The sequence below is a fragment of the Bradyrhizobium sp. UNPA324 genome (assembly GCF_006658635.1).
Lineage (GTDB): Bacteria > Pseudomonadota > Alphaproteobacteria > Rhizobiales > Xanthobacteraceae > Bradyrhizobium > Bradyrhizobium nanningense.
On record NZ_LFJD01000004.1, the window covers coordinates 3,965,790 to 3,989,970 of the forward strand.

Sequence of the window (24,181 nt, forward strand, 5' to 3'; positions counted from 1 at the left end):
GGCTCTACTCTACAGGAGTTGCGACCGCAACGACGCCGCCCCCGCCTGCAGCAACGGCAGGAAGCGATCGATCAGCTCCTGCGCCGGCACGCGATCGACATGGGCGCCCATGTTGATGGCGGCGACGATCACGCCGTCGTAACGGCGGATTGGGACCGAGATCGAGCGGAAATGCGGTTCGGCCTCGCGGTCGACCAGGGAATAGCCTTGCGCGCGGTCGGCGGTGATGCGGGCGAGCAGCGCCTTCGGGTCCGTCACCGTCTGCGGCGTCAGCGCCTCCCGCGTCATCGCCTTCAGACGCGCGGCAAGGGCCGCATCGTCGAGCTGGCCGAGCATGGCGCGGCCGACCGAGGTGCAGAAGGAAGGCAGGCGGTAGCCAATCTCCAACCCGCCCGAGAACACCCGCGCCGGACTCCCCCGGGCAATGAACACGACGTCATCGCCGTCGAGCACGGCGAGCGATGAGATTTCCTGCGCGGCGGCCGCGATGCGATCGAGCACGGGCTGCAGCACCGCGACGAGCTGATTGGACCGCAAATAGGACGCTGCCAGCGTCAGCACGTGCGGCGTCAGCGAGAACAGCTTGCCGTCGCCGCTGACAAAGCCGCCGCGCTGAAGCGTGAACAGCATGCGCCGCGTCGTGGCGCGCGGCAGATCGGCGGCGCGGGCAAGATCGCTCAGCGTCATCGGGCCTGCATTCGTGCCGAAACATTGCAGCAGGCGCAGGCCGCGATCGAGCGCCTCGACGAAATCCGTCGCGCGCTCCTCGCTCTCGCTCCGCTTCAGCTTGGGCATGGGTGGGACAATCCTGCAAAATAGTGCTTGCTGCCGGTCCAAGGCATGTCATAATTCGCCCATTCGTTCAATAGGCGAACAGACGCCACTCCACAAGGATGCATGCGCCATGATGAGCCAGGAGCAGAACGACCTGATCATCCGCACCGGGCCGAAGGATCCGTGCGGCAGACTGATGCGGAGCTACTGGCAGCCGGCGGCGCTGGTGGACGAGCTGGAGGGCGCTCGCCCGATCCGTCCGGTCAAACTGCTCGGCGAGAACCTGGTGCTGTTCCGCGACGAGACGGGACGCTACGGCCTGATGGATCGCCACTGCGCCCATCGCGGCGCCGACCTCGCCTTCGGGCGGCTGGAGCATGGCGGCCTGCGCTGCGCCTTCCACGGCTGGCTGTTCGACGCGACCGGCCAATGCATCGAGACGCCGGCCGAGCCGAAAGACTCAAAACTCTGCCAAAACATCCGCCAACGCTCCTATCCCGTGGTCGAGAAGAGCGGCATCCTTTGGGCCTATCTCGGCGAGGGCACCCCGCCCGCCTTCCCGGAGATCGACTGCTTCGTCGCGCCCGGCACGCACACCTTTGCATTCAAGGGCCACATGGCCTGCAACTGGCTCCAGGCGCTGGAGGTGGGCATCGATCCCGCGCACGCCTCCTACCTGCATCGCTTCTTCGAGGACGAGGACACCTCCACCGCCTACGGCAAGCAATTCCGTGGCGCCTCCGCCGGGTCCGATCTGCCGATGACGAAGATCCTGCGCGAGTACGACCGTCCGATCATCAATGTCGAGCACACCGAATACGGCCTCAGACTGATCGCGCTGCGCGAGATCGACGAGGAGCGCACCCACGTGCGCGTCACCAACCAGCTCTTCCCGCACGGCTTCGTCATCCCCATGAGCACGGAGATGACGATCACGCAGTGGCACGTGCCGGTCGATGACGAGAACTGCTACTGGTACGCGATCTTCACCAGCTATTCGAACCCGGTCGACAAGCAGAAGATGCGCGACCAGCGGCTCGAGCTCTATGAGCTGCCCGATTACAAGTCGCGCAAGAACAGAGCTAACGATTACGGCTTCGATCCACACGAGCAGCAGACCGCGACCTATACCGGCATGGGCACCGACATCAACGTCCACGACCAGTGGGCGGTGGAATCGATGGGCGCGATCCAGGACCGCACCAAGGAGCATCTCGGTTCGAGCGACAAGGCGATCGTGCAGTACCGCCGCCTGCTGCGGCAGGAGATCGAGAAGGTCTGCGGCGGCGAGAAGCCGATGCTGTTTCTGGACGAAGCCAACGCACGCAGCATCCAGGGACCGGCGACCATGGACGGCATCGGGCCGACGCGGGGCTGGGAGACCTACTGGATGGAGGTCGACGTCAAGCGCCGCCGCGGCGCGCCGTGGACCGCGCCGGTGCCGAAGGAGATCGCCGATAACGTGCATAAGCTGACGGCGGCGGAATAAGAGTGACGGCCTATCCCCGTCATTGCGAGCGCAGCGAGCCAATCCAGACTGCCTCTCCGGAGAGACCCTGGATTGCTTCGTCGCAAGAGCTCCTCGCAATGACGGAGAATGTGGCGCATGCTTCGCGCCTCACGACTGAAGGAGTACCAAAGTGACTTTCGTCGCGCGTCATGCGCTGTGGTCGGATGAGCAAACGGACGCCGCAGCGCGCATGCGCCGCATTGTCGAGGAGAAGAATCTCGAGGTCATCCGCCTCGCTTTCCCCGACCAGCACGGCATCCTGCGCGGCAAGACCATCATCGCCACTGAAGCGATCGCCTCGCTGGAGAGCGGCTGCTCCATCACCACCACCATGCTCGCCAAGGACACCTCGCACCGCACGGTATTTCCCGTGTTCACCGCGGGCGGCGGTTTCGGCATGAAGGAGATGGAGGGCGCGGCCGACGTGCTGATGGTCGCCGACCCCACCACGTTTCGCGTCTTGCCATGGGCGCCGGCGACGGGCTGGGTGCTGTGCGACCTCTATTTTGCCGACGGCCGCCCGGTGCCGTTCGCGACGCGCTCGCTCTACCGCAAGGTGCTCGACGAGCTCGCCGGCCGCGGCCACGATTTCGTCGCCGGCCTCGAGGTCGAATTCCACATCTTTGGGCTCGACGACGCGCATATGCGGCCCGAGGATGCCGGCCAGCCCGGCACGCCGCCGTCGGTGAGCCTGCTCAGCCACGGCTATCAATACCTCACCGAGCAGCGCTTCGACCAGATGGAGCCGGTGCTGGAGATTCTGCGCCGCGACATCGTCGCGCTCGGGTTGCCGCTGCGCTCGGTCGAGGTCGAGTTCGGGCCGAGCCAGTGCGAATTCACCTTCGCGCCGCGGAAGGGCCTCGAGCCCGCCGACAACATGGTGCTATTCCGCTCCGCGGTGAAGCAGATCGCGCGCCGCCACGGTTATCACGCCACCTTCATGTGCCGGCCGAAGCTGCCGAACGTGTTCGCGAGCGGCTGGCATCTGCATCAGTCGATCGTCTCGCGCGCGAGCGGCGAGAACCAGTTCATGGCGAAGGACGGCGGCGAACCGCTCAGCGCGTTCGGCAAGGCCTACCTCGCCGGCCTGCTCGACCACGCCCGCGCCTCGACATTGTTCACCACGCCGACCATCAACGGCTACAAGCGCTACCGCTCCTATTCGCTGGCGCCGGACCGCGCGATCTGGGGCCGCGACAATCGCGGCGTGATGATCCGCGTGCTCGGCGGCGCGGGTGATGCCGCAACGCGCCTGGAGAACCGCATCGGCGAGCCCGCCGCCAATCCCTATCTCTACATGGCCTCTCAGATTCTCTCCGGCCTCGACGGTGTCGACCGCAAGCTCGATCCCGGCCCCTCCGCCGACACGCCCTACGAGACCAAGGCGCCGCTGCTGCCGAAGAGCTTGCGCGATGCCGTCGCCGCGCTGAAGGACGATCCGTTCTTCCGCGAGAAGCTCGGGGCGGAATTCGTCGACTATTACACCCACATCAAGAACGCCGAGATCGACCGCTTCCTGTCCGAAGTGACCGACTGGGAGCACCGCGAGTATTTCGAGGTGTTTTGAGCTGTATCGCCCCAGGGAGTCGTTGGAGAGGGACACCGCTCTCTCCACCGTCATTGCGAGCGCAGCGAAGCAATCCAGAGATGTTTCCGCAGAGGCAGCCTGGATTGCTTCGTCGCTCCTCGCAATGACGAGTGTGCGGCGCGGGCTCTTTGCCCCTCACGCGGCCTCAAATCCCCAGATACTTGTGCTGCAGATCCGGCTCGGCCATCAGCTCGTCGGAGCTGCCGCTCCACACCGTCTTGCCGCGCTCGATGATGTAATGGCGATCGCAGATGCGGGCGAGATGGTCGACGTTCTTGTCGACGACCAGGATCGACTGCCCCCGGCTCTTGAGCAGCGACAGACAGTGCCAGATTTCTTCGCGGATCAGCGGCGCGAGGCCCTCGGTCGCTTCGTCCAGAATCAGCAGCTTCGGATTGGTCATCAGCGCACGACCGATCGCGAGCATCTGCTGCTCGCCGCCGGAGAGCTGGTTGCCCATATTGGCCGCGCGTTCGGCGAGGCGCGGGAACAGCACGTAGATCGCCGCCAGCGTCCAGGGATTGGGGCTGCCGAAGCGATCGGCGGCGGCCGCGACCAGGTTTTCGCGCACGGTCAGGTTCGGAAAGATCTGGCGTCCCTCGGGAACGAGACCGACGCCGAGTTTTGCAATTCTGTAGGACGGCAGCTGCCTGACCTCGGCGCCGGCAAAACGGATCGCGCCTGCGCGGGCCGCCGTCAGGCCCATGATCGAGCGGATCGTGGTGGTCTTGCCCATGCCGTTGCGGCCCATCAGCGAGACCATCTCGCCCGGCTTGATCGACAGCGACAGGCCGAACAGCACCTGGGAGAGGCCGTAGCAGGTCTCGATGCCGTCGACGTCGAGCAGCGTGTCAGCCATGATGCGTCACCACATGCTGGTCGCCGAGATAGGCGCGCTTGACGTCCTCGTTGGCCCGGATTGCGGCGGGATCGCCGGAGGCGATGACGCGGCCATAGACCAGCACCGAGATGCGGTCGGCGAGCGCGAACACCGCCGGCATGTCGTGCTCGACCAGCACGATCGAGACCTCTTTCCGCAGCTCCTGGAGCAGCTTCACCATGCCCTGGGATTCGGTGACGCCGAGGCCGGCCATGGGCTCGTCGAGCAGCAGCAGTTTCGGCTTGCTGGCGAGCGCGACCGCAAGCTCGATCTGGCGCCGCTCGCCATGGCTCAGCTTCGACACCAGCACATCGGCGCGATGGGCGAGACCGACGCGGTCGAGCGCGGCATGCGCGGCATCGCGCAAGGATCGCTCTTTGCGCGCATTGGCGAAGAAGCGGAACGAGGTGCCGGCATGCGCCTGCGCTGCCAGCGCGACGTTGTCCGCAGCGGTGAAATCGAGCAGCAGCGAGGTGATCTGGAACGAACGCGCGAGACCGAGCGCACAGCGGCGATAGGCCGGTAAGTATGTGATGTCGCGCCCCGCCAGCGAGACGCTGCCGGAATGCGGCGCGAGATGCCCGGTGAGCTGGCTGATCAGCGTGGTCTTGCCGGCACCGTTCGGGCCGATGATGGCGTGCAGCTCGCCGGCCGCGACGTCGAGCGAGACATTGTCGGTGGCGATGATGCCGCCGAAGCGACGCACCAGCTTTTCGACGCGGAGCAGAGGTTCAGCCACGGCCGACCCTCCCGAGCATGCCCATGATGCCGCCGCGCCCGAACAGCACGATCAGCAGCAGCAGCGGGCCCATGATCAGCGCCCAATATTCGGTGATCTGCGACAGGAATTCTTCCAGTAGAAGATACACCACCGCGCCCATGATCGGGCCGAACAGCGTGCCCATGCCCCCTAAGATCACCATCACCATGAGGTCGCCGGAGCGGGTCCAGTACATCACCGCCGGGCTGACGAAGTCGGTGTTGTTGGCGAGCAGCGCGCCGACAAGGCCGCACATGGTGCCTGAGATGACGAAGCAGACCAGCTGGTAGCGCTTGGCGGGAAAGCCGATCGCCTGCATGCGCTGCTCGTTGGAGCGCAGCCCCTGCACGACGAGGCCGAAGCGCGAATTGACGATGCGCCAGATCAGGACGATCACGCCGAGCAGGCAGGCAAGGCAGAGATAATAGAACTGCGTGCGGTTCGACAGGTTGATCAGCCCGGAGAAGTCGCTGCGCTTGTAGACGGTGAGGCCGTCGTCGCCGCCGTAACGCGCAAGGCCCGAGGCGACGTAGTAGGCCATCTGGGCGAAGGCGAGCGTGATCATGATGAAATAGACGCCGCGGGTGCGAAGTGAGAGCGCGCCGATCACCAGCGCGTAGATCGCGGAGGCCGCGAACGCGACCGGAAACTGGATGAAGCCGGAGCCGACGCCTTCCTGCGCCAGCATGCCGACGGCATAGCCGCCGATGCCGAGATAGGCGGCATGGCCGAAGCTCATCATGCCGCCAAAGCCCATGATGAGGTTGAGGCTCGCCGCCGCCAGCGCCAGGATGATGATGCGGGTGAACAGCGTCAGGATGAAGACGTTGCCGGACGCTTGCGAATAGAGCGGCAGCAGCACGAGGGCCGCCAGCATCAGGGCCGTGACGGCCTTGCTCACAGTCAAATTCTTCATCGACGGTTGGCCGGAAACAGCCCCTCCGGCCGCACCACCAGCACGATCGCCATCAACAGGTAGATCAGCATGGAGGACAGCGCGGGCGCGGCGGTGGAGGCGGCGGCGCCGCTCAAGACCTGCCGGAGCAGATTGGGCAGGAAGGCGCGGCCGAGCGTGTCGATCATGCCGACGAAGATCGCGGCGAGGAACGCGCCGCGGATCGAGCCGATGCCGCCGATCACGATGATGACGAAAGCGAGGATCAGGATGTTCTCGCCCATGCCGATCTGCACGGTGAGGATCGGCGCCTGCATCAGCCCGGCCAACCCTGCGAGCGCCGCACCTAAGCCGAACACCAGCGTGTAGAGCAGCTTGATGTTGATGCCGAGCGCGCCGATCATCTCGCGGTTGGAGGCCCCTGCCCGGATCAGCATGCCGATGCGGGTTCGCATCACGCCGAGATAGAGCAGGAGCGCCACCAGCAGCGCCACGATGATGATGGCGAGGCGATAGGCGGGATAGTGAATGCCGGGCAGGATCGGCACCGGCACGGTGAGCCAGGCCGGCAGCGGCAGCGCGAGGCCGGCGGGGCCCCAGATCAGCCGCACGGCTTCGTTGAAGAACAGGATCAGGCCGAAGGTCGCGAGCACGTGGTCGAGATGGTCGCGGCCATAGAGATGCCGCAGCGCACTCATCTCGAGCACGATGCCGAGCACCAGCGTCGCGCCGAGCGCCATCAGCGCACCGAGCAGGAAGCTGCCGGTCCACGCCGCGAAGGTCGCGGCGAAATAGGCGCCCATCATGTAGAGCGAGCCGTGCGCGAGGTTGACGAGATCCATGATCCCGAACACCAGCGTCAGACCGGCGGCGAGCAGGAACAGCAGCAGGCCGAACTGCAATCCGTTCAAGAACTGTTCGACGACGAGCAGCATCAAGACTCTTTCAGGCGCACGCAGCGTCGCGCCGATGTTCGAACGATGTCGCCATCAGTGAAAGAGCTCCCCCTGCCTCTTCAAGGCCGAAAAATGGGTAATGGCAGTATCGTTCCGAGGCAAGAGCGATTCGACACCAAACATGCACTTTGTTGCATCCCGGCGCGCCGCAAAGTCCGCCCGGCCAGAACCAAAACGCCTTGCCAAAGCGCTTGCAAGAAAGCTGCCGTGCAGGCTGGGGCAACCTGCCGCAGGACGTCATGCCCGGGCTTGTCCCGCCTGCGCGGCCGAAGCCGCTTCTGCGAGGCGAAGGCCCGGGCATCCACGTTCTTCGTGCCATGTGGCTGGACGTGGATGGCCGGGACATAGGCGAGCGAAAGCGACACCGTCCTTCGGACGGCTATGCCCGGCCATGACGCCGTGGAGCCTTTAGCGGCCAATCTCTTGGGTCCACATGCAATCATCCTCCCCTCGGCTTGTTGTCCGAGGAGAGGATGCGGACTTCGTCGAAATGTAAAGGCGGATGCGTCTAGTGCGACGTCATCTGCTGGGGAAGGTCATCCGGTTCGGCGAGCACGCTGTTGGCCGTCGAGGCCTCCAGCGCCGCCATCCGGAACAGATAGGCGAGCGTCGCCAATCCGGTGTCCTCCGCCATCTGCGCCAGCTCGAGCGCCATGTCGGACATGTAGCCGAGAGTTTCGTCCCTGGTCTGCGCCATGATCTGGCTGTCCCGCATCATGTTCGACATCTCAGGCACTCTTTCGTTGCGCGGCGGCCGTGCCGCAAAGGTTGGCACGCGCGATACAGTCGATCAGCGGACCGTCCTGCTGGACCACGCTCGTCATCCCGATACGGTCACGCACGACATCGAGCGACTCCTGACGGACCTCGATCGTTGCCGCCATGGTCCAGGAATTTTCCACCAGGGCGGGCAGTCCCAGCGGCGTGACGACGAAACCGATGTCGTGGAACCGCGGCAACCACCAGGTCTCCATGACGAGACAAAGTCGCTCGATGCCTTGCTCGAGGCAGAACTCCTGCGCGGCCGCCATCAATTGCAGATTGAATGCGCCGTCGCGGCGCTCGCGCGAGACGAAGAAGCGCGACCATTCCCAGACCAGCGGATCCGACGGACAACCGCGCACCGCCGCGAGGTGCGGGAACACTTCGCTCATCATCGTCGGCTTGGTGGTCGGATACAGGCGGGAGCCGCCGAGCACCCGGCGGTTTTCCAGTGCCAGCAGGTAGATCGCGTCGTCATTGTCGTAGGTATCGATCTCGCGTCCATCAGGCTTGCGCAACGCCTCCCATTTCCGCTCCTCGACAAAGATCTCGTGGCGGACCCGGAAATGCTGTTCGAGGACGTCCTCGTAGAGGTGCCGATTGACGGCAGAAATCACGTGAATCATGAACTCCCCCATGGCTCGCAATACAGGGAAGCCTCAGCGAAAACGGCCGAGCCGACTATTGGGAAATTTCCCAGTAGGCGAATATTTCAGAGATTGATGATTCTGTGGCGGATCGCGATCGCGACCGCATGCGTCCGGTTGACGGCACCGAGCTTGCGCGCGGCAGTTGCAAGATGCTCTTCTGCGGTGCGTTGCGTGATGTGCAGGATCTCGCCGATCTCCCAGGCGGACTTGCCTTGCGAAGCCCAGGCCAGCACCTCGCGCTCGCGGGGGGTGAGGCGCATCGACGGATGCGGCGCCGGATCGAGCAGACGGCGGATGTGATCGAAGCCGTACATCCCGATCAGGTGCAGCGCCGGCTTGCTGCGTGCATTGAGATCGAGGTGGACGCCGCCGAGCGAGACGCCGGCCTCGTAGCCGGTCAAGCCGTGGATCGGCACGACGAAACCGCGCGACATGCGGAAATCGGCAGCGCGCCGCATCACCTCCACCGCACCCGGCTCCAGTTCCGGATCGTACGGCGCTTCAGACCACTCGAATGGGTTCACCGTCTGCCGGCATTTGCGGATCACGGGATCGACGCGGTCGTAGCTCTTTTGGGTATAGAGGCTGAACCACTCCGCCGGCCATTTCTTGGCGAGCACCATCTGGGAAAAGCGCTGCTCGGGATTCGGCAAGCCCGTCACGATGATATGTTCGAAGCCATACCGGCCGAACGCGGTTGCAAGCGCGTCCATGGCGTCCGGAACCTTGGTATAGGCTCCGAGCCCTTCGATGAAGTCGAGCGCCTCGCGGCCATAATCAACGCCATCAACGGCGGACATCAGTGCGTTTCCTGACCTTCGCTCTCGCATATAGCACGTATTTGGGGACTGCCTCAATTCGCTGCTTCCCGTAGTTTGCCGGTGTTCCCGTCTGCTTCGAAGATTTAAACTACTTGTGGCAGAATTGGTGTCACGATACACCTGAACGCGTCCGAAGCGGGAAAACCACGATGGAAGACGAGGACATCGCCCTCAACAGCGTGCTCGGCCTGGAATTGAATCGCGTGTTTTTCGCCGTCCGCGAAACGGCAAACAAGCAGAAGATCATCGAGTTCGCGCGCGAGGTGCTGCAAAGCGAGCGTGCGGAGCTGGCCGACAACATCTCGCCCGAGGGACCGGCGAGCTAGAGCGCAGTTGCGGTCAACGACAATGCGACAGACCGCGCGCCGACACCGCTCTTCCATTGCCACGCGCTGATTTTTGTCGAAACAATCTGACGGCGAAGTTCATCTTCCTTCTCCCCTTGTGGCAACGTTGACGAACCCAGGCGCTCGCGTGCCCCGGACGCAGCGCAGCGTCTCTTCGACGAGGCGCTGCAGAGCCGGGGCCCGGCCATCCGCAACTTCCTCTCTGGCGTTCTGGGTCCCGGCTCTGCGCCGCAACGCCAAGGGCGTTGCAGCGCGTCCGAGACACGAGCGCGGCCCGCTCTCCACATCGACGCACTTGCCGCTGGATGACACCACGGCTCTCGTGAGATGATCGGCGCCACGATCGTCTTTCGGGTGCCAAGAGCATGATGACGCTGCGTCAGGTTGAAGTGATCCGTGCCGTGATGGTGACGGGCACCATTGGCGGCGCGGCGAAGCTGCTCAACGTCTCGGCGCCGGGGATCAGCCGTCTCGTCAAATACACCGAGCGCTCGCTCGGCATCCGCTTCTTCCAGCGCCAGAACGGGCGCTACTTCCCGACGCCCGAAGCCGAAAACATCTTCGAGCAGATCAACGGCGTCTACAAGAAGGTCGATGATCTCTCCGAGATCATCTCAAAGATCGGCCGTGGCGGGTTGTCCGAACTGCGGATCGGCTCGGTGCCGAGCATCTCGCAGGTGATGGTGCCCCGCGCGATCGAGCGCGTCCGGCGCCGCTATCCCGATCTCGGCATCGACATCAACATCCTCAAGCTCGAGGAGGCCATCGACTACCTGATGCTCGGCCGCGGCGAGTGCGTCGCGATGAGCTACCGGCTGGAGCATTCCGCGCTCGACTTCATGCCGCTCGCCTCGGGCGAGCTGTACTGCATCGTGCCGCCGGGCCACGAGCTGGCCGGCCGCAAGCAGGTCTCGGCCGCCGAGATGACCCGCTATCCGCTGATCGGCATCGATCCCAACGATCCCTACGGCCGGATCATGGCCGAGATCTTCGCGCGTAACCGGCTCGACTACAACATCACCATCCGCGCGCGCTTCGGCACCACGGTCTGCGCGCTGGTGAAGGCGGGGCTCGGCATCGCCATCATCGACCAATTCACCGTGGCCCATGGCGGCTATCCCGGGATCGAGCTCCTGAAGATCGCCGAGCCGACGCGGTTCGACACCTACATCGCGGTCAAGCGCGGCGCGCCGCTGTCGCTCCATGCCGAGTATTTCATCGCGTCGCTGCGCGCCGAGATGCGCGCGGTCGAGCCGTCCCGCGGCAACGGCAGAGCCGCGCCGGTGCGGGGGCGGAAGAAATAACATGATGTTAGGTTTGCCGGATAAAAGGGTAATTGTGTTAGGCGGGAGAAAGGCTATCGTCGGACCTGGAAGCCCTGTTGCAAGCCCCCTTGGAATTGCGCGGGTTTCCCCGCTAATGACCGGGACCGAACGCTCCCTTTGAGGCGATAGCGAACCATGTCCACGCGCGGATACGCCGCCAGCAAGAAGCTCCTCACCGGCCTGATCGGTGCGCCGATCGCGCATTCCGCGTCCCCTGCCATGCATGAACGTGCCGCCGAGGCGCTCGGCCTGCGCGGCCATTATCAGCTGATCGAAGTTGCCGGCGCCGATGCGACCGGGCTCAGCATGATGCTGGAAGGCGTGCGGCGGCTCGGCTTTGCCGGCGTTAACGTCACCTACCCCTACAAGGAAGCGGTGGTCCCGCTGCTCGACGCGCTGGCGTCCGGCGCCGCCGCGATGGGCGCGGTCAACACCGTCGTGGTCAAGGAGGGCCGCCTGACCGGCCACAACACCGACACCACGGGCTTTGCGCGCGCGGTCGCGCCGCTGCTGGCGCCGGCGGGCAACGCCGTTGCGGTGATCGGCGCCGGCGGCGTCGGCAAGGCGATCGCCTTTGCGCTGGCGAGCTTGAACGTTTCCGACATCCGCATCTTCGACAGCGAGCCGGCGCGCGCCGCGACGCTCGTCTCCCTGCTGGCGCCGCGAGGCGGCGCAAGGATCGCTGCAAGCGTCGAGGACGCGCTCCACGGCGCAACCGGTCTCGTCAACGGCACCCCGGTCGGCATGCTGCCGAGCCGGGGCATGCCGGTGGCGGCCGCGCTGCTGCATGAAAAGCTGTGGGTGGCGGATGCCGTCTACTCGCCGCTGATCACGCCGCTGCTGGCGGCCGCCGAAGCCAAAGGCGCGAAGATCATGACCGGGCGGGAGCTCGCGATCTATCAGGCGGCCGACGCTTTCGAACTGTTCACGGGCCTTGCCCCATCGACCGAGGTCATGGGAGAGGCATTTGACGAGGTGATGGCGGCACGAAGCTCAGCCTATCACGCAGCGTAACCGAAGCGGCCGGGCACAAGGCCGCGGACAATTTCGACGAAAAATGGGAGGAGACATCATGAAATCGACCCTGCTGGCAGGCGCTCTGCTTGCCTTCGCGACTGCAACCAGTGCCCACGCCCAGGCGATCAAGCTCGCCGACGTCGCCGAGCTCTCCGGCGGCGGCGCCACCGTCGGCACCAATTGGAAGAACGGCATCGATCTCGCGATCGAGGAGATCAACGCCAAGGGCGGCGTGCTCGGCCGCAAGCTGGAGGTGACCCACGCGGACTCTCAGTCCAATCCGGGCGTGGCGCGTGCTCAGGTGCAGAAGGCGCTCGATGCCGAGCCCTATGTGCTGCTCGGGCCCGGCTATTCCGGCTCGGTAAAGGTCACAGCCCCACTCGCGGCCGAAGCCGGCATCGCGCAGATCATGGGCGGCGAAGCCGCCGAGCTGACGCAGGCCGGCAACAAATTCCTGTTCCGCACCTCGTTCGGCCAGCAATCCTCGATGCCGAAGGTCGCGAAGTACATCCACGACGAGATGAAGGCGAAGACGGTCGCGGTGGTCTGGGTCAACAACGACTTCGGCCGCGGCGGGCGCGACGTCGTCATCAAGGAGCTCGACCGTCTCGGCTCCAAGGTGGTCGCCGACCTCTCCACCGAAGCGGGCCAGGCCGATTTCGCCGCCGACGTCGGCAAGATCAAGGCGGCCAATCCCGATGCCGTGTTCGTCTACCTCAACGAGGAAGAGAGCGCGCGCATCCTGAAGGAGCTGAAGCGCCAGGGCGTCACCGCGCCGCTGATGGGCGAGACCACGCTGATCGGCCAGAAGGTGATCGAGCTCGCCGGCGATGCTGCCAACGGCGCGCGCGGCCATGTCGGCCTCACCACCGATGCGCCGGTCGACCTGATCAAGCAATTCCGCGAGAAGTTTTCCAAGAAGTACAATTACGTCCCTGATCATAACGGTCTGAAGGGTTATCTCGCCGTCTACATGGTGAAAGCCACCACCGAGAAGATGGGCAAGGTCGACCCGAAGAAGTTTGCCGACACGCTGCACGGTCTCACCATCAAGGCCGCGGACGAGCCGGGCATCCTGATGGACGTCACCTTCAGCGACACCGGCGACATCGACCGCCAGAGCTTTCTGGTCGAGGTCGTGGAAGGCAAGCAGGTCGTGAAACAGGTTCTGCCGAAGGTGAAGTGAGGTTTTCTTCGCCTTCCTCTCCCTCTCCCCGTTCTTGCGGGGAGAGGGAGAGGGTGAGGGGCCGCCTCCGCGAATTCAACAGTCACTGTGTTCGCGGAAAGAACCCCTCGCCCCACCCTCTCCCCGCGAAGAGCGGGGAGAGGGGGTGATAGAGCTGAATCCGCGTCGCATTCACTCGGGCTCTAACGATCAAAGAGAACCCATGTCCAACCTATTCGATCTTCTGGTCGCGGGGCTTGCCACCGGCGCGATCTATGCGCTGGTCGCGGTCGGCTTCACGCTGCTGTGGCAGACTTCGCAGACCATCAATTTCGCGCAAGGCGAGTTCGTGATGCTGCCGGCGTTCCTGATGCTGGCGGCGATGCATGCCGGCGCGCCGTTCTGGCTCGCGATCATCCTCGGCATCCTGCTCTCGATGATCCTGCTCGGGCTCGCTTTCAAGATGCTGCTGGTCGATCCGATGATGCGCCATGGCGTGCTGCCGCTGGCGATCGCGACCATGGCGCTCGCGATCGGCCTCAAGGAAGCCGTGAAGCAGTTCTTCAGCGCCGAGGCCTCGCCCTTCCCGTCGATCGTGCCGACCGGTGACATCTTCATCCTCGGCCACGCCGTCTCGCTGCAAAGCATCGGCGTGCTCATCGTCGCCATTCTTGCGGTGTTCGGCCTGACTACGCTCCTCAACCGCACCTCGCTCGGCCACCAGATGCAGGCGGCTGCCCAAAACCCGACGGTGGCGCGCATCATCGGCGTGCCCGTCGAGCGGATGATCCTGCTGACGTTCCTGATCAACGCCTTCCTGGTCGCGCTGGCTTCGCTCTTGATCACGCCGATCTACCTTGCAAAATTCTCGTCCGGCGAGGTGCTGGGCCAGGCCGCCTTCATCGCCGCCATCGTCGGCGGCTTCAACCAGGTGCGCGGCGCGATCGCCGGTGGCCTCTTGATCGGCGTGCTCGACAATCTCGCCGCCGCCTATGTCTCGACGCAATACCGCGCCGCCGTGCCGATGATCTTCCTGATTGTCGTCATCCTGTTCCGGCCGCAGGGCTTGCTCGGCCGCGCCGAGGAGCGGACGGTATGAGCAGCTTTGGCAAACCCTTGAAGATCGCGCTCGGCCTTGCCGTCATCGCCGCGTTGATCATTGTTCCCATGAACTTCAACCGCTACGGCCTGTTCATCCTCAGCCAGTGGGCGGTGATGAGCATCGCCGCGATGGGCCTCAACCTCACACTCGGCTATGCCGGCCAGGTCTCGCTGGCGCAGGGCGCGTTCGTCGGCATCGGCGCTTATGCGGCGGCGATCATGACCACCCATGGCTGGCCACTGCCGGCGGCGATCCTGGTCGCGATCGCCTTGAGCTTCGCGGTCGGCTGGGTGCTCGGCTATCCTGCGCTACGCGTGCAGCACCATTACCTCGCCTTCGTCACGCTGGCCTTCTCCACCCTCGCCTTCCTGGTGTTCCGCAACGAGAGCTGGCTCACCGGTGGCATCTACGGCATCTCCAACATCCCGCGGCCGCATATTTTCGGCATCGCGACCAACAAGCCGCTCCCCTTCTACTATGTCTGCCTCGGCTCGCTCGCGATCGTATCGCTTGCCGTGTGGTGGCTGATCCGGTCGCCCTGGGGCCGCGCCTTCATGGCGCTTCGCGAAAATCCGCTGCGCGCGCAATCGCTCGGCATCGACACGCGGCGCTACACGCTGATGGCGTTCGCGATCGGCTCGGCGCTCGGCGGCATCGCCGGCGCGCTCTATGCGCCGTTGACCCAATATATCGACCCTGTTCCCTTCAACCTGTCGCTCTCGCTCGACCTGCTGATGATGGTGATCGTCGGCGGCGCGGGCTTCTATTTCGGCCCGTTCCTGGGCGCAATGATCGCGGTGCTGCTGCCGGAATGGCTGCGATTCACGGAAGGGTATTATCTGATGCTCTATGCCATTGCGGTGATGCTGCTGCTGATCTGGTCGCCGACCGGCATCCTCGGAATCCTCGATCGCTATCTCGCCGAGCGCCGCACCAAGGCGGCGTCCGCCTTGCGCGCCGTCGCAAAGTCGCGCCTGGAGACGGTGCAATGAGCGCGGTCCTGGAAGTCTCCGAGATCAAGAAGAATTTTGGCGGCATCAGCGCCGTCGACGGCGTCTCCTTCGACGTGCGCGAGGGCGAGATCCTCGGCCTGATCGGTCCGAACGGCTGCGGCAAGTCGACCCTGTTCAACTGCATCCTCGGCCAGCTCACGCCGTCGGGCGGCGAGGTCAAGCTCGACGGCAAGCTTGTCACGGGCCTCCGCCCCGCCGAGCTCAACAAGCTCGGCGTCAGCCGCACCTTCCAGCTGTTGCAGGTGTTTCCAAAACTCTCGGTGCGCGAGAACCTGATCCTCGCGGGCCAGGAGCACCAAGGCAATATGGCCTCGCGCCTGGTCGGCCGCTCCGATGCCGGACTGACCGAGGCCGCCAACCAGATGATCGGCTTCTTCAAGCTCGATCATCTCGCCGATGAGCCCGCCGGCGGATTGTCCTACGGCCAGCAGAAGCTGCTCGATGCCGCCATGGCCTTCATGGGCGGCCCGCGCCTCGTGCTGCTCGACGAGCCCGCCGGCGGCGTCAACCCGTCAATGCTGGCGGACCTCAAGGACCGCCTGGTCGCGATCAACCGCGAGAAGAACGCCACCTTCGTCGTGATCGAGCACAACATGGAATTCGTGATGTCGCTGTGCTCGCGCGTGATGGTGATGGCGGAAGGCAAGGTACTGGCGATGGGACGGCCGGACGAAGTGCGCAAGAACCCCGCCGTGATCGAAGCCTATCTCGGACATTAGGGAGAGCGAGCCATGAGCGACCCGATCCTCTCGGTTCACAATCTCGTCGGCGGCTACGGCAAGATGACGATCTTGAACGGCACCACCTTTGCCGTGCCTCAGGCCACGATCACGACGATCATCGGCCCGAACGGCGCCGGCAAGTCGACCGTGTTCAAGGCGATCTTCGGCCTGCTCAGGCTGCGCGAGGGCAAGATCAGCTTTGCCGGCCGCGACGTCACGAATTTGAGTCAGCGGGCGCTGCTCAACGCCGGCATCTGCTACGTGCCGCAGGGCCGCAACATCTTCCCCGAGCTGTCCGTGCGCCACAATATCGAGCTCGGCGGCGTCGCGGCCGAGAAGGGCCTCGACTTGCCGAAGCGGATCGAGGCGGCGCTCGACCTGTTCCCGGCGCTGCGGCGGAAGTCGACACAGCAGGCCTCGACGCTCTCGGGCGGCGAGCAGAAGCAGCTCGAGATCGCTCGCTCGCTGCTGCTCGAACCCAAGCTGGTGCTGATCGACGAGCCCTCGATCGGCCTGTCGCCGCTGATGGTGCAGCAGACCTTCGACATCCTGAAGAGCTTGCGCGACCGCGGCGTCACCATCCTGATGATCGAGCAGAACGCACGCTCGGCGCTGGAGATCTCCGACATCGGAATCGTGCTCGAGCTTGGCCAGACCCGCATGGTCGACGACGCCAAGCGCATTTTGAACGATCCACGCATCGGCCAGCTCTTTCTCGGCGGCGCCATGGAGGAGAGTGCGGCATGAGTGCGCGAATGCGCATCGCTGTTGCGGGCGCCGGCCTGATCGGCCGCCGCCATATCGAGCTGATCGCAGCCTCAAAGGAGTGCGAGCTCGCCGGCATCGCCGATCCCTCGCCTGCCGCCAGGGACTACGCGCAGGCCCAAAGCACGCCCTGCTATGCGGATCATCGCGCGCTGCTGGCGCAGGAAAAACCCGATGGCCTGATCATCGCCTCGCCCAACACGCTGCATCTGCCGATGGCACTCGATTGCGCGACGGCGGGCGTGCCGGCGCTGATCGAGAAACCGGTGACGGAGACGGTGGCGACTGCGCAGCGCCTTTGCGCGGCGATCAGGCGAACCGGCGTGCCGATGCTGATCGGCCATCACCGCCGGCACAATCCGATCATCAAGGCTGCGCGCGAGACGGTGGCGAACGGCAGGCTCGGCCGGCTCACTGCCGTGGTCGGGCTGTGGCTGCTGAAGAAGCCCGATGACTACTTCGAGGTGACATGGCGCCGCGAGCAGGGCGGCGGGCCGCTGCTGATCAACCTGATCCATGACATCGACAATCTCCGCTTCATCTGCGGCGAGATCGCCGAGGTGCAGGCGCTGACGTCGAACAAGGTGCGCGGCTTCGCGGTCGAAGACACCGCGGCGCTGCTGCTGCGCTTTGCGGGTGGCGCGCTCGGCACCGTGACCGTTTCGGATGCGACACCGGCGCCGTGGAGCTGGGAGCTCTCTTCCGGCGAGAACTCTGCTTATCCGAGACAGGATCAGCCCTGCTACATCTTCTCCGGCACCGGGGGATCGCTGTCGGTGCCGAATATGGAGCTGTGGTCCTACGCACAGCAGCCCGGCTGGTACACGCCGCTGTCGCGCGAAACGATTGCACCGCCTGCATTCGATCCGCTGGTCGAGCAGCTCCGGCATTTCTGCGCGGTCATCGCGGGCCAGGAGCAGCCGTTAATCACGGCCGAGGACGCGATGGGGACGCTCGCCGTCGTCGAAGCCGTCAGCGAGGCCGCGCGCACGGGCCAGACAATCTCACCGGGGCGAATCATGGAGCAGGCCGCATGAACAAGCGCTCGATCGCCACGGTCTCCCTCTCCGGCACCCTCGACGAAAAGCTCCGCGCCATCGCCGCTGCCGGCTTCGACGCGGTCGAGATCTTCGAGAATGATTTGCTGTCGTTCGGCGCAGGCCCGCGCGACATCGCAAAGCTCTGCGGCGATCTCAACCTGACGATCTGCGCGTTCCAGCCGTTCCGCGACTTCGAAGGGATGCCGGAACCGCAGCGGTCGCGCAATTTCGCCCGCGCCGAGCGGAAGTTCGATTTGATGCAAGAGCTCGGCACTGATCTCCTGCTGATCTGCTCCAACGTCTCGCCCGCCTCGCTCGGCGGCATCGACCGCGCCGCCGACGATTTTCGCGAGCTGGGCGAACGCGCCGCCAAGCGGTCTTTGCGCGTCGGCTACGAGGCACTGGCCTGGGGCCGCCATGTCAACGACTACCGCGATGCCTGGGAGATCGTGCGCCGCGCCGATCACCCGGCGATCGGCGTCATCCTGGACAGCTTTCACGCGCTGGCGCCGGGCTTTCCAACCCGCGCGATGGCCTCGATCCCCGGCGACAAGATCTTTCTGGTGCAGCTTGCGGACGCGCCGAAGCTCGAGCTCGACATTCTCTCCTGGAGCCGGCACTTCCGCTCCTTCCCCGGCCAGGGCGATCTGCCGGTCGGCGAGTTCATGACGGCGGTCGCGGCGACCGGCTATGCCGGGCCGCTGTCGCTGGAGATCTTCAACGACCAGTTCCGTGCCGGCTCGGCCGCGCAGACCGCGCTCGACGGCCTGCGCTCGCTGATCCTGCTGGAGGACCAGCTCGCGCCGGATTGGCCGAGATTCGCCGCCGAGCCGCTGGCGCCGAAGGCAAAGAGCCGCGGCATCGGCTTCGTCGAGTTTGCCGTCAACGAGAGCAAAGCCGGCGACCTCGCCCGCCTGTTTTCCCAACTCGGCTTCCGCAAGACCGGCGCGCATCGCAGCAAGGCGGTGGAACGCTGGTCGCAAGGCAAGGTCGAGCTCGTCATCAACAGCGAGACCGACGGCTTTGCCCATTCTCACTACGTCACCCACGGCCCCGGCGTCTGCGCCATCGCGCTCGATGTCGACAATGCCGGTCTTGCCATGCAGCGCGCCGAGATGCTGAAGGCGCGCACCTTCTACCAGCCGGTCGGACCGGGCGAGCTGGAGATCCCGGCGATCCACGGCGTCGGCGGTAGCCTGCTCTATTTCCTGGATCAGGCCGGCAAGAACTGGGACACCGATTTCGAGCCTGTCCCGAGCAAGGCGCACGCAGACGCGCTGCTCGCGGTCGATCACATCGCGCAGTCGATGCCTTATGACGAGATGCTGTCCTGGCTATTGTTCTACACCGGCATCCTCGACCTCAAGCGGCTGCCGCAAATGGAGATCGCCGATCCCAGAGGCCTCGTGCAGAGCCAGGCCATCGTCAACGCCGACCAGAGCCTGCGCTTCGTGCTCAACGGCTCCTCCGCCAACCGCACGCTGCCGGCGCGCTTCATCTCGGAGTTTTTCGGCTCAGGCGTGCAGCATGTCGCGTTCGCGTGCCGGGACATCTTTGCGACGGTCGCAGACATGCGCAGGCGCGGCGCGGATTTTCTCGACATCCCCGCCAATTACTACGATGACATCGAAGCCAAATACGACCTCGCGCCCGAGCTGATGGCGCAGCTGCGCGCCAACCACATCCTCTACGACCGCGAGGGCGACGGCGAGTTCTTCCAGGTCTACACCCACATCTTCGACGAGCGCTTCTTCTTCGAGATCGTCGAGCGCAGGACCTATCAAGGCTTTGGCGCAGCCAACGCCGGCATCAGGCTCGCCGCGCAAGCCCGCGAGGTGCGCCCCCCCAGCATGCCGCGGGTGTAGGAGACGCTCTACGCGCCGTCATTGCGAGGAGCCCTCGCGGCGCTCGCAATGACGGAGGAGATAGCTAGGAGAGCCCCTCTCCCCGCTTGCGAGGAGAGGGAACGGCAAAGCCTCACTTCATCTTGCACTTGTCGTGGAAACGATCCTGGTCGTTCTCCACGATGGTCGCCACCGTCTTCAACGCGAGCTGGCCTTCGGCGTCCTTGACGACGTCCTGGAGATAGAAGCTCTGCACCGGGATGTGGTTGTTGCCGTATTTGAACGCGCCGCGCAGCGACTTGAAGTTGGCCTTCTCCATCTCGGCCTTCATCGCGTCCTTCTTGCTGGTGTCACCCTTCACCGCGACCACCGCGCTGTTGATGAGCTGGGCGGCGTCATAGGCTTGCGCGCCGTAATAGGTCGGGCGCAGCCCGGTGTACTTCTTGCGGTAGTCGGCGACGAAGCGCTTGTTCTGCTCGTTGGGCAGGTCGTTGACCCATTCCTGTGCGCCGGGCACCCCGAGCGCGTTCTCCTTCTGCAGCGGCAGCGACAGCTCGTCGACGGTGAAGGCGGTGTAGAGCGGCATCGTGCTCTTCAGGCCGGCCTGCGCATATTGGTTGAGGAATTGCACGCCGGCAGCGCCCGGATAGAACACGAAGATCGACTCGGCGCCCGACGCGCGCGCCTTGGAGAGCTCGGCGGAGAAATCGAGCTGGCTCGGCCAGACCGTGTACTCCTCGCCCTTGACCTCACCCTTGAACGTGCTCTTCACGCCCGCGAGCATGTCCTTGCCGGCCGCGTAGTTGGGGCCGATCAGGAACACGCTCTTGACGCCCTTCTGGTTCATGTAGAGGCCCATGGCGGCGGGCGTCTGGTCGTTCTGCCAGGAGGTCGAGAACACGTAAGGCGAGCAGAGCTCGCCGGCGAGCTGCGACGGGCCGGCATTGGCCGAGATCAGGAACGTCTGCGAATCGACGGCCGTCTTCAGCGAAGCCAGGAGCACGTTCGACCAGATATAGCCGACGATGAAATCGACCTTGTCCGACTGCACCAGCTTCTCGGTCTTCTGCTTGCCGACATCGGGCTTCTGGCCGTCGTCCTCGTAGATGACCTCGACCGGCTTGCCGTCCATCTTGCGGCCCATGTGATCCAGCGCGAGCTCGAAGGAATTGCGCATGTCGTTGCCGATCACAGCGGTCGGTCCGCTGAAGGTCGAAACGAAGCCGATCTTGATGGTGTCGCCGGCGAAAGCCGGGCTCGCCAGCACCAGCGCCGCTGCGCCCGCCAGCCAGAATGCCGTCCTCATAATCACTCCCCTCCTTATGATTGAGCCCGCGAGCGGGGTGATCGCCGCCCCGGGCCTTCTCTATTGAACGCAAAATCTGTCGAGCCGCCAATGGCTCAGCACCTGCCCCTGCACCATATTTCGCCCCCATCGCGGATGGCAAGAAATATAATTCTACTTAGTTCGACCAAGACTGCGGTGCTTTTCGCGCCGGATCGATACGTCCAGCCTATGCCGCGATTGATGACGGCTATTGGACCGCGACACCCGATCCGCACTTAAATGAGGAAGAAGCAGCAGCAAGATTCGAGGGCGTATCATGGCCGCACATCTCCATCGCGTCGTCATCGTCGGCGCCGGCTTCGGCGGGCTGGAGGCGACCTACCGGCTCGCGGGCGCCCCGGTCGAGATCACCCTGATCGACCGCCGCAATCATCATCTGTTTCAGCCGCTGCTCTACCAGGTCGCGACCGCATCGCTCGCGACGAGCGAGATCGCCTGGCCGATCCGCCATCTCATGCGCGACCGCCGTGAAGTGACGACGCTGTTCGCGACCGTGAGCGGCGTCGATGCCGAAAGGCGCTGCGTGCTGATCGACGACGGCAGCGAGGTGCCCTACGACACGCTGGTGCTGGCGACCGGCGCGCGGCACGCCTATTTCGGCCACGACGAGTGGGAGCAATGGGCGCCGGGCCTGAAGACGCTGGAGGATGCGACCACGCTGCGCCGCCACATCCTGGTGGCGTTCGAGCGCGCCGAGCGCGAGACCGATCCAGCGAGGCGCGCGGCGCGGCTGACCTTCGTCATCGTCGGCGCCGGGCCGACCGGCGTCGAGCTCGCCGGCACCATCGCCGAAATGGCGCACCACACGCTGCCCGGCGATTTCCGCAACATCGACACGACGAAAGCGCGCGTCGTGCTGATCGAAGCGGGGCCGCGCGTGCTCGCGGGCTTCGCCGACGATCTCTCGGCCTACGCGCGGGCGTCGCTGGAGAAGATCGGCGTCGAAGTCGTGCTCGGGCAGGCCGTTACCGAGATCAATCGCGAGGGCGTCGTGTTCGGCGGCAAGCTGCTCGAGGCCAAGACACGGATCTGGGCCGCCGGCGTGCGCGCCTCGCCCGCCGCCGAATGGCTGGGCGCACCAGCCGATCGCGCCGGCCGCGTGCAGGTCGAGGCCGACCTCACCATTCCCGGCCATCCCGAGATCTTTGCAATCGGCGACACTGTCAGCATCAATGCCTGGGACGGCAAGCCGGTGCCCGGCATCGCGCCGGCGGCGAAGCAGCAAGGCCGTCACGTCGCCGAGACCATCAGAGCGCGGCTAGGCGGCGCTGCGACCGGCCCGTTCCGCTACAAGCACGCCGGCAGCCTCGCCCAGATCGGCAAGCGCCTGGCGGTGATCGACTTCGGCAAGGTCAAGCTGCGCGGCACAATCGCGTGGTGGATCTGGGGCATCGCCCACATCTACTTCCTGATCGGCCTCCGCCACCGCCTCAGCGTCGCGCTGAGCTGGCTCTGGATCTACGCGCGCGATCAGCGCGCAGCGCGGCTGATCACGCAGGGGTCAAGCAAGGTGGTGTAGGGACGCTCCTCTTGTGTCCCGGACGCGGCGCGGCATGAAATGACGCGGCGCAAAGCCGGGACCCAGCAGCTATGGGCCCCGGCTCTGCGGCGCATCGCTTCGCGCTGCACCGCGTCCGGGGCACGAGACTTACTTCACCAGCTCACACCCGCCCTCCGCCAGCGGGCGGAAGGCCTGGTCCGCGGGAATGGTCGAGACCAGCTCGTAATAGTCGTACGGATATTTCGACTCCTCCGGCTTCTTCACCTCGAACAGGTACATCGGATGTACGACGCGGCCGTCCTGCCGGATCGTGGTGTCGCCGAACAGCCTGTCCTTGCCCTTGAACTTCTTCATCTCGGGCACGACGTCCTTGGCATTGTCGCTGCCGGTGGCGGCGATGGCATTGAGATAGGCCAGCGTCGAGGCATAGACGCCGGCCTGGTTGCCGCTCGGCATCTTGCCGTTCATGCCGGGCCGCGCAGCGAAGCGCTTGGCGAACGCGCGCGTGTCATCGTTCATGTCCCAGTAGAAGGCTTCCATCAGCTGCAGGCCCTGCGCGACCTTGATGCCCATGCCGTGGACGTCGTTGATGAAGAGCAGGAAGGCGACGAGCCTCTGTCCGTTCTGCTGGATGCCGAACTCGGCGGCCTGCTTCACGGCGTTGATGGTGTCGCCGCCGGCATTGGCAAGGCCGATCACCTGCGCCTTCGAACTTTGCGCCTGCAGCAGGAAGGAGGCGAAATCGGAGGTGCCGAGCGGATGTTTGGACGAGCCAATCACCTTGCCGCCATGAGCCTCGATGTATTTCTGCGCCTCCGATTCGATGCCCTTGCCGAGCGCGAAATCGACCGTGAGGAAGTACCAGTCCTTGCCGCCGCGCGAGACCATGGCCGCCGCGGTGGTGTTTCCCGTGGCCCAGGTGTCGTTGACCCATTGGATGGTGTTGGGGGAGCAGGCCTTGCCGGTGAGATCGGAGCTTGCGGTCGAGGACGCCAGGAAGGTCATGCGGCTGTCGCGCAACAGCGTATTGATGGAAAGACCCACCGCCGAGTTCGGCACGTCGACGATGGCATCGACGCCTTCGACGTCGAGCCACTTTCGCGCGATCGCCGAACCCACGTCGGCCTTGTTCTGGTGGTCGGCATAGACGATCTCGACCTTGATGTTCTTGCCCCCGCCGTTGAAATCCTCCGCCGCCATGCGCGCGGCTTCCACCGAGCCCATGCCGTTGGTGTCCTGGAAGATGCCGGAGATGTCGTTGAGCACGCCGATTCGCACGACATTGTCCGAGATCTCGGCGCTTGACGCGCCGGATATCAGGCTTGCGGCCAGCACAAGCGCGCACTTCAAATGCTTCATGGTTCCCTCCCCTGTTGATGCGTTGCCGCGCCGGTCG

The 24,181-nt window shown here is 64.9% G+C and carries 23 protein-coding genes; 13 read left to right on the forward strand and 10 right to left on the reverse strand.

Features of this window, described 5'->3' with window-relative positions; all coding sequences use genetic code 11:
- Window positions 1-9 precede the first annotated feature (9 nt).
- On the reverse strand, window positions 10-795 hold the full coding sequence (locus tag UNPA324_RS19160; protein WP_128922923.1) for an IclR family transcriptional regulator domain-containing protein: 786 nt from the start codon (window positions 793-795) through the stop codon (window positions 10-12).
- A gap of 109 nt (window positions 796-904) precedes the next feature.
- Between UNPA324_RS19160 and UNPA324_RS19165 the strand changes: the two genes are divergently transcribed.
- Both UNPA324_RS19165 and UNPA324_RS19170 read left to right on the forward strand, forming a co-directional pair.
- Window positions 905-2,263, forward strand: a complete 1,359-nt coding sequence (locus tag UNPA324_RS19165; protein ID WP_141935406.1) for an aromatic ring-hydroxylating dioxygenase subunit alpha — start codon at window positions 905-907, stop codon at window positions 2,261-2,263.
- A gap of 151 nt (window positions 2,264-2,414) precedes the next feature.
- A complete protein-coding gene (locus tag UNPA324_RS19170; protein WP_141935408.1) occupies window positions 2,415-3,851 on the forward strand; it encodes a glutamine synthetase family protein in 1,437 nt (478 codons plus the stop codon).
- A gap of 166 nt (window positions 3,852-4,017) precedes the next feature.
- Here UNPA324_RS19170 and UNPA324_RS19175 read toward each other — a convergent pair whose 3' ends face one another.
- From UNPA324_RS19175 to UNPA324_RS19210, 7 genes are all read right to left on the reverse strand, one after another.
- Entirely contained in the window at window positions 4,018-4,731 is a 714-nt protein-coding gene (locus UNPA324_RS19175) for an ABC transporter ATP-binding protein (RefSeq protein ID WP_141935410.1), read from the reverse strand.
- The gene (locus tag UNPA324_RS19180; protein WP_141935412.1) at window positions 4,724-5,491 is read right to left on the reverse strand and encodes an ABC transporter ATP-binding protein; all 768 of its coding nucleotides are present in this window, start codon (window positions 5,489-5,491) and stop codon (window positions 4,724-4,726) included. The genes UNPA324_RS19175 and UNPA324_RS19180 overlap by 8 nt, the downstream gene beginning before the upstream one ends.
- The gene (locus UNPA324_RS19185) at window positions 5,484-6,428 is read right to left on the reverse strand and encodes a branched-chain amino acid ABC transporter permease (protein WP_141935414.1); all 945 of its coding nucleotides are present in this window, start codon (window positions 6,426-6,428) and stop codon (window positions 5,484-5,486) included. Before UNPA324_RS19185 ends, UNPA324_RS19180 begins: the two co-directional genes overlap by 8 nt.
- The gene (locus tag UNPA324_RS19190; protein WP_018316878.1) at window positions 6,425-7,342 is read right to left on the reverse strand and encodes a branched-chain amino acid ABC transporter permease; all 918 of its coding nucleotides are present in this window, start codon (window positions 7,340-7,342) and stop codon (window positions 6,425-6,427) included. Before UNPA324_RS19190 ends, UNPA324_RS19185 begins: the two co-directional genes overlap by 4 nt.
- Window positions 7,343-7,871: 529 nt before the next feature.
- A complete protein-coding gene (locus tag UNPA324_RS19200) occupies window positions 7,872-8,090 on the reverse strand; it encodes a hypothetical protein (protein ID WP_128922916.1) in 219 nt (72 codons plus the stop codon).
- Window position 8,091: 1 nt separating this feature from the next.
- Window positions 8,092-8,751: an acyl-homoserine-lactone synthase gene (locus UNPA324_RS19205; RefSeq protein WP_181769442.1), complete on the reverse strand. Its 660-nt coding sequence runs from the start codon at window positions 8,749-8,751 to the stop codon at window positions 8,092-8,094.
- Between the two features lie 86 nt (window positions 8,752-8,837).
- A complete protein-coding gene (locus UNPA324_RS19210) occupies window positions 8,838-9,575 on the reverse strand; it encodes a helix-turn-helix transcriptional regulator (protein ID WP_128922914.1) in 738 nt (245 codons plus the stop codon).
- A 170-nt stretch (window positions 9,576-9,745) separates the two neighbouring features.
- Between UNPA324_RS19210 and UNPA324_RS19215 the strand changes: the two genes are divergently transcribed.
- The 10 genes from UNPA324_RS19215 (at window position 9,746) to UNPA324_RS19260 (ending at window position 19,957) form a co-directional block, all read left to right on the forward strand.
- Window positions 9,746-9,922: a hypothetical protein gene (locus tag UNPA324_RS19215; RefSeq protein WP_128922913.1), complete on the forward strand. Its 177-nt coding sequence runs from the start codon at window positions 9,746-9,748 to the stop codon at window positions 9,920-9,922.
- Window positions 9,923-10,308: 386 nt separating this feature from the next.
- Complete coding sequence (locus UNPA324_RS19220) at window positions 10,309-11,247, forward strand: LysR family transcriptional regulator (protein ID WP_128922912.1); 939 nt, start codon at window positions 10,309-10,311, stop codon at window positions 11,245-11,247.
- 156 nt (window positions 11,248-11,403) lie between these two features.
- Window positions 11,404-12,282, forward strand: a complete 879-nt coding sequence (locus UNPA324_RS19225) for a shikimate dehydrogenase (RefSeq protein ID WP_141935420.1) — start codon at window positions 11,404-11,406, stop codon at window positions 12,280-12,282.
- Between the two features lie 58 nt (window positions 12,283-12,340).
- The gene (locus UNPA324_RS19230; RefSeq protein WP_128922910.1) at window positions 12,341-13,471 is read left to right on the forward strand and encodes an ABC transporter substrate-binding protein; all 1,131 of its coding nucleotides are present in this window, start codon (window positions 12,341-12,343) and stop codon (window positions 13,469-13,471) included.
- Window positions 13,472-13,673: 202 nt separating this feature from the next.
- Window positions 13,674-14,549: a branched-chain amino acid ABC transporter permease gene (locus UNPA324_RS19235; protein ID WP_141935422.1), complete on the forward strand. Its 876-nt coding sequence runs from the start codon at window positions 13,674-13,676 to the stop codon at window positions 14,547-14,549.
- The gene (locus UNPA324_RS19240; RefSeq protein ID WP_128922908.1) at window positions 14,546-15,544 is read left to right on the forward strand and encodes a branched-chain amino acid ABC transporter permease; all 999 of its coding nucleotides are present in this window, start codon (window positions 14,546-14,548) and stop codon (window positions 15,542-15,544) included. Before UNPA324_RS19235 ends, UNPA324_RS19240 begins: the two co-directional genes overlap by 4 nt.
- On the forward strand, window positions 15,541-16,284 hold the full coding sequence (locus UNPA324_RS19245) for an ABC transporter ATP-binding protein (protein ID WP_141935424.1): 744 nt from the start codon (window positions 15,541-15,543) through the stop codon (window positions 16,282-16,284). The genes UNPA324_RS19240 and UNPA324_RS19245 overlap by 4 nt, the downstream gene beginning before the upstream one ends.
- 12 nt (window positions 16,285-16,296) lie before the next feature.
- Window positions 16,297-17,034 carry an ABC transporter ATP-binding protein gene (locus tag UNPA324_RS19250; protein ID WP_141935426.1) on the forward strand — a complete coding sequence of 246 codons (738 nt, stop codon included), beginning with the start codon at window positions 16,297-16,299 and terminating at the stop codon, window positions 17,032-17,034.
- Window positions 17,031-18,089 carry a Gfo/Idh/MocA family protein gene (locus UNPA324_RS19255; RefSeq protein WP_141935428.1) on the forward strand — a complete coding sequence of 353 codons (1,059 nt, stop codon included), beginning with the start codon at window positions 17,031-17,033 and terminating at the stop codon, window positions 18,087-18,089. The genes UNPA324_RS19250 and UNPA324_RS19255 overlap by 4 nt, the downstream gene beginning before the upstream one ends.
- Window positions 18,086-19,957: a bifunctional sugar phosphate isomerase/epimerase/4-hydroxyphenylpyruvate dioxygenase family protein gene (locus UNPA324_RS19260; RefSeq protein WP_141935430.1), complete on the forward strand. Its 1,872-nt coding sequence runs from the start codon at window positions 18,086-18,088 to the stop codon at window positions 19,955-19,957. The genes UNPA324_RS19255 and UNPA324_RS19260 overlap by 4 nt, the downstream gene beginning before the upstream one ends.
- 112 nt (window positions 19,958-20,069) lie before the next feature.
- Here the strand turns inward: UNPA324_RS19260 and UNPA324_RS19265 are convergent, their stop codons facing one another.
- Complete coding sequence (locus UNPA324_RS19265) at window positions 20,070-21,242, reverse strand: ABC transporter substrate-binding protein (RefSeq protein ID WP_128922903.1); 1,173 nt, start codon at window positions 21,240-21,242, stop codon at window positions 20,070-20,072.
- Window positions 21,243-21,540: 298 nt separating this feature from the next.
- Here UNPA324_RS19265 and UNPA324_RS19270 point away from each other — a divergent pair, with 298 nt between their 5' ends.
- The gene (locus tag UNPA324_RS19270) at window positions 21,541-22,803 is read left to right on the forward strand and encodes an NAD(P)/FAD-dependent oxidoreductase (protein WP_141935432.1); all 1,263 of its coding nucleotides are present in this window, start codon (window positions 21,541-21,543) and stop codon (window positions 22,801-22,803) included.
- 129 nt (window positions 22,804-22,932) lie between these two features.
- Here UNPA324_RS19270 and UNPA324_RS19275 read toward each other — a convergent pair whose 3' ends face one another.
- The gene (locus tag UNPA324_RS19275) at window positions 22,933-24,144 is read right to left on the reverse strand and encodes an ABC transporter substrate-binding protein (protein ID WP_141935435.1); all 1,212 of its coding nucleotides are present in this window, start codon (window positions 24,142-24,144) and stop codon (window positions 22,933-22,935) included.
- Between the last annotated feature and the right edge of the window lie 37 nt (window positions 24,145-24,181).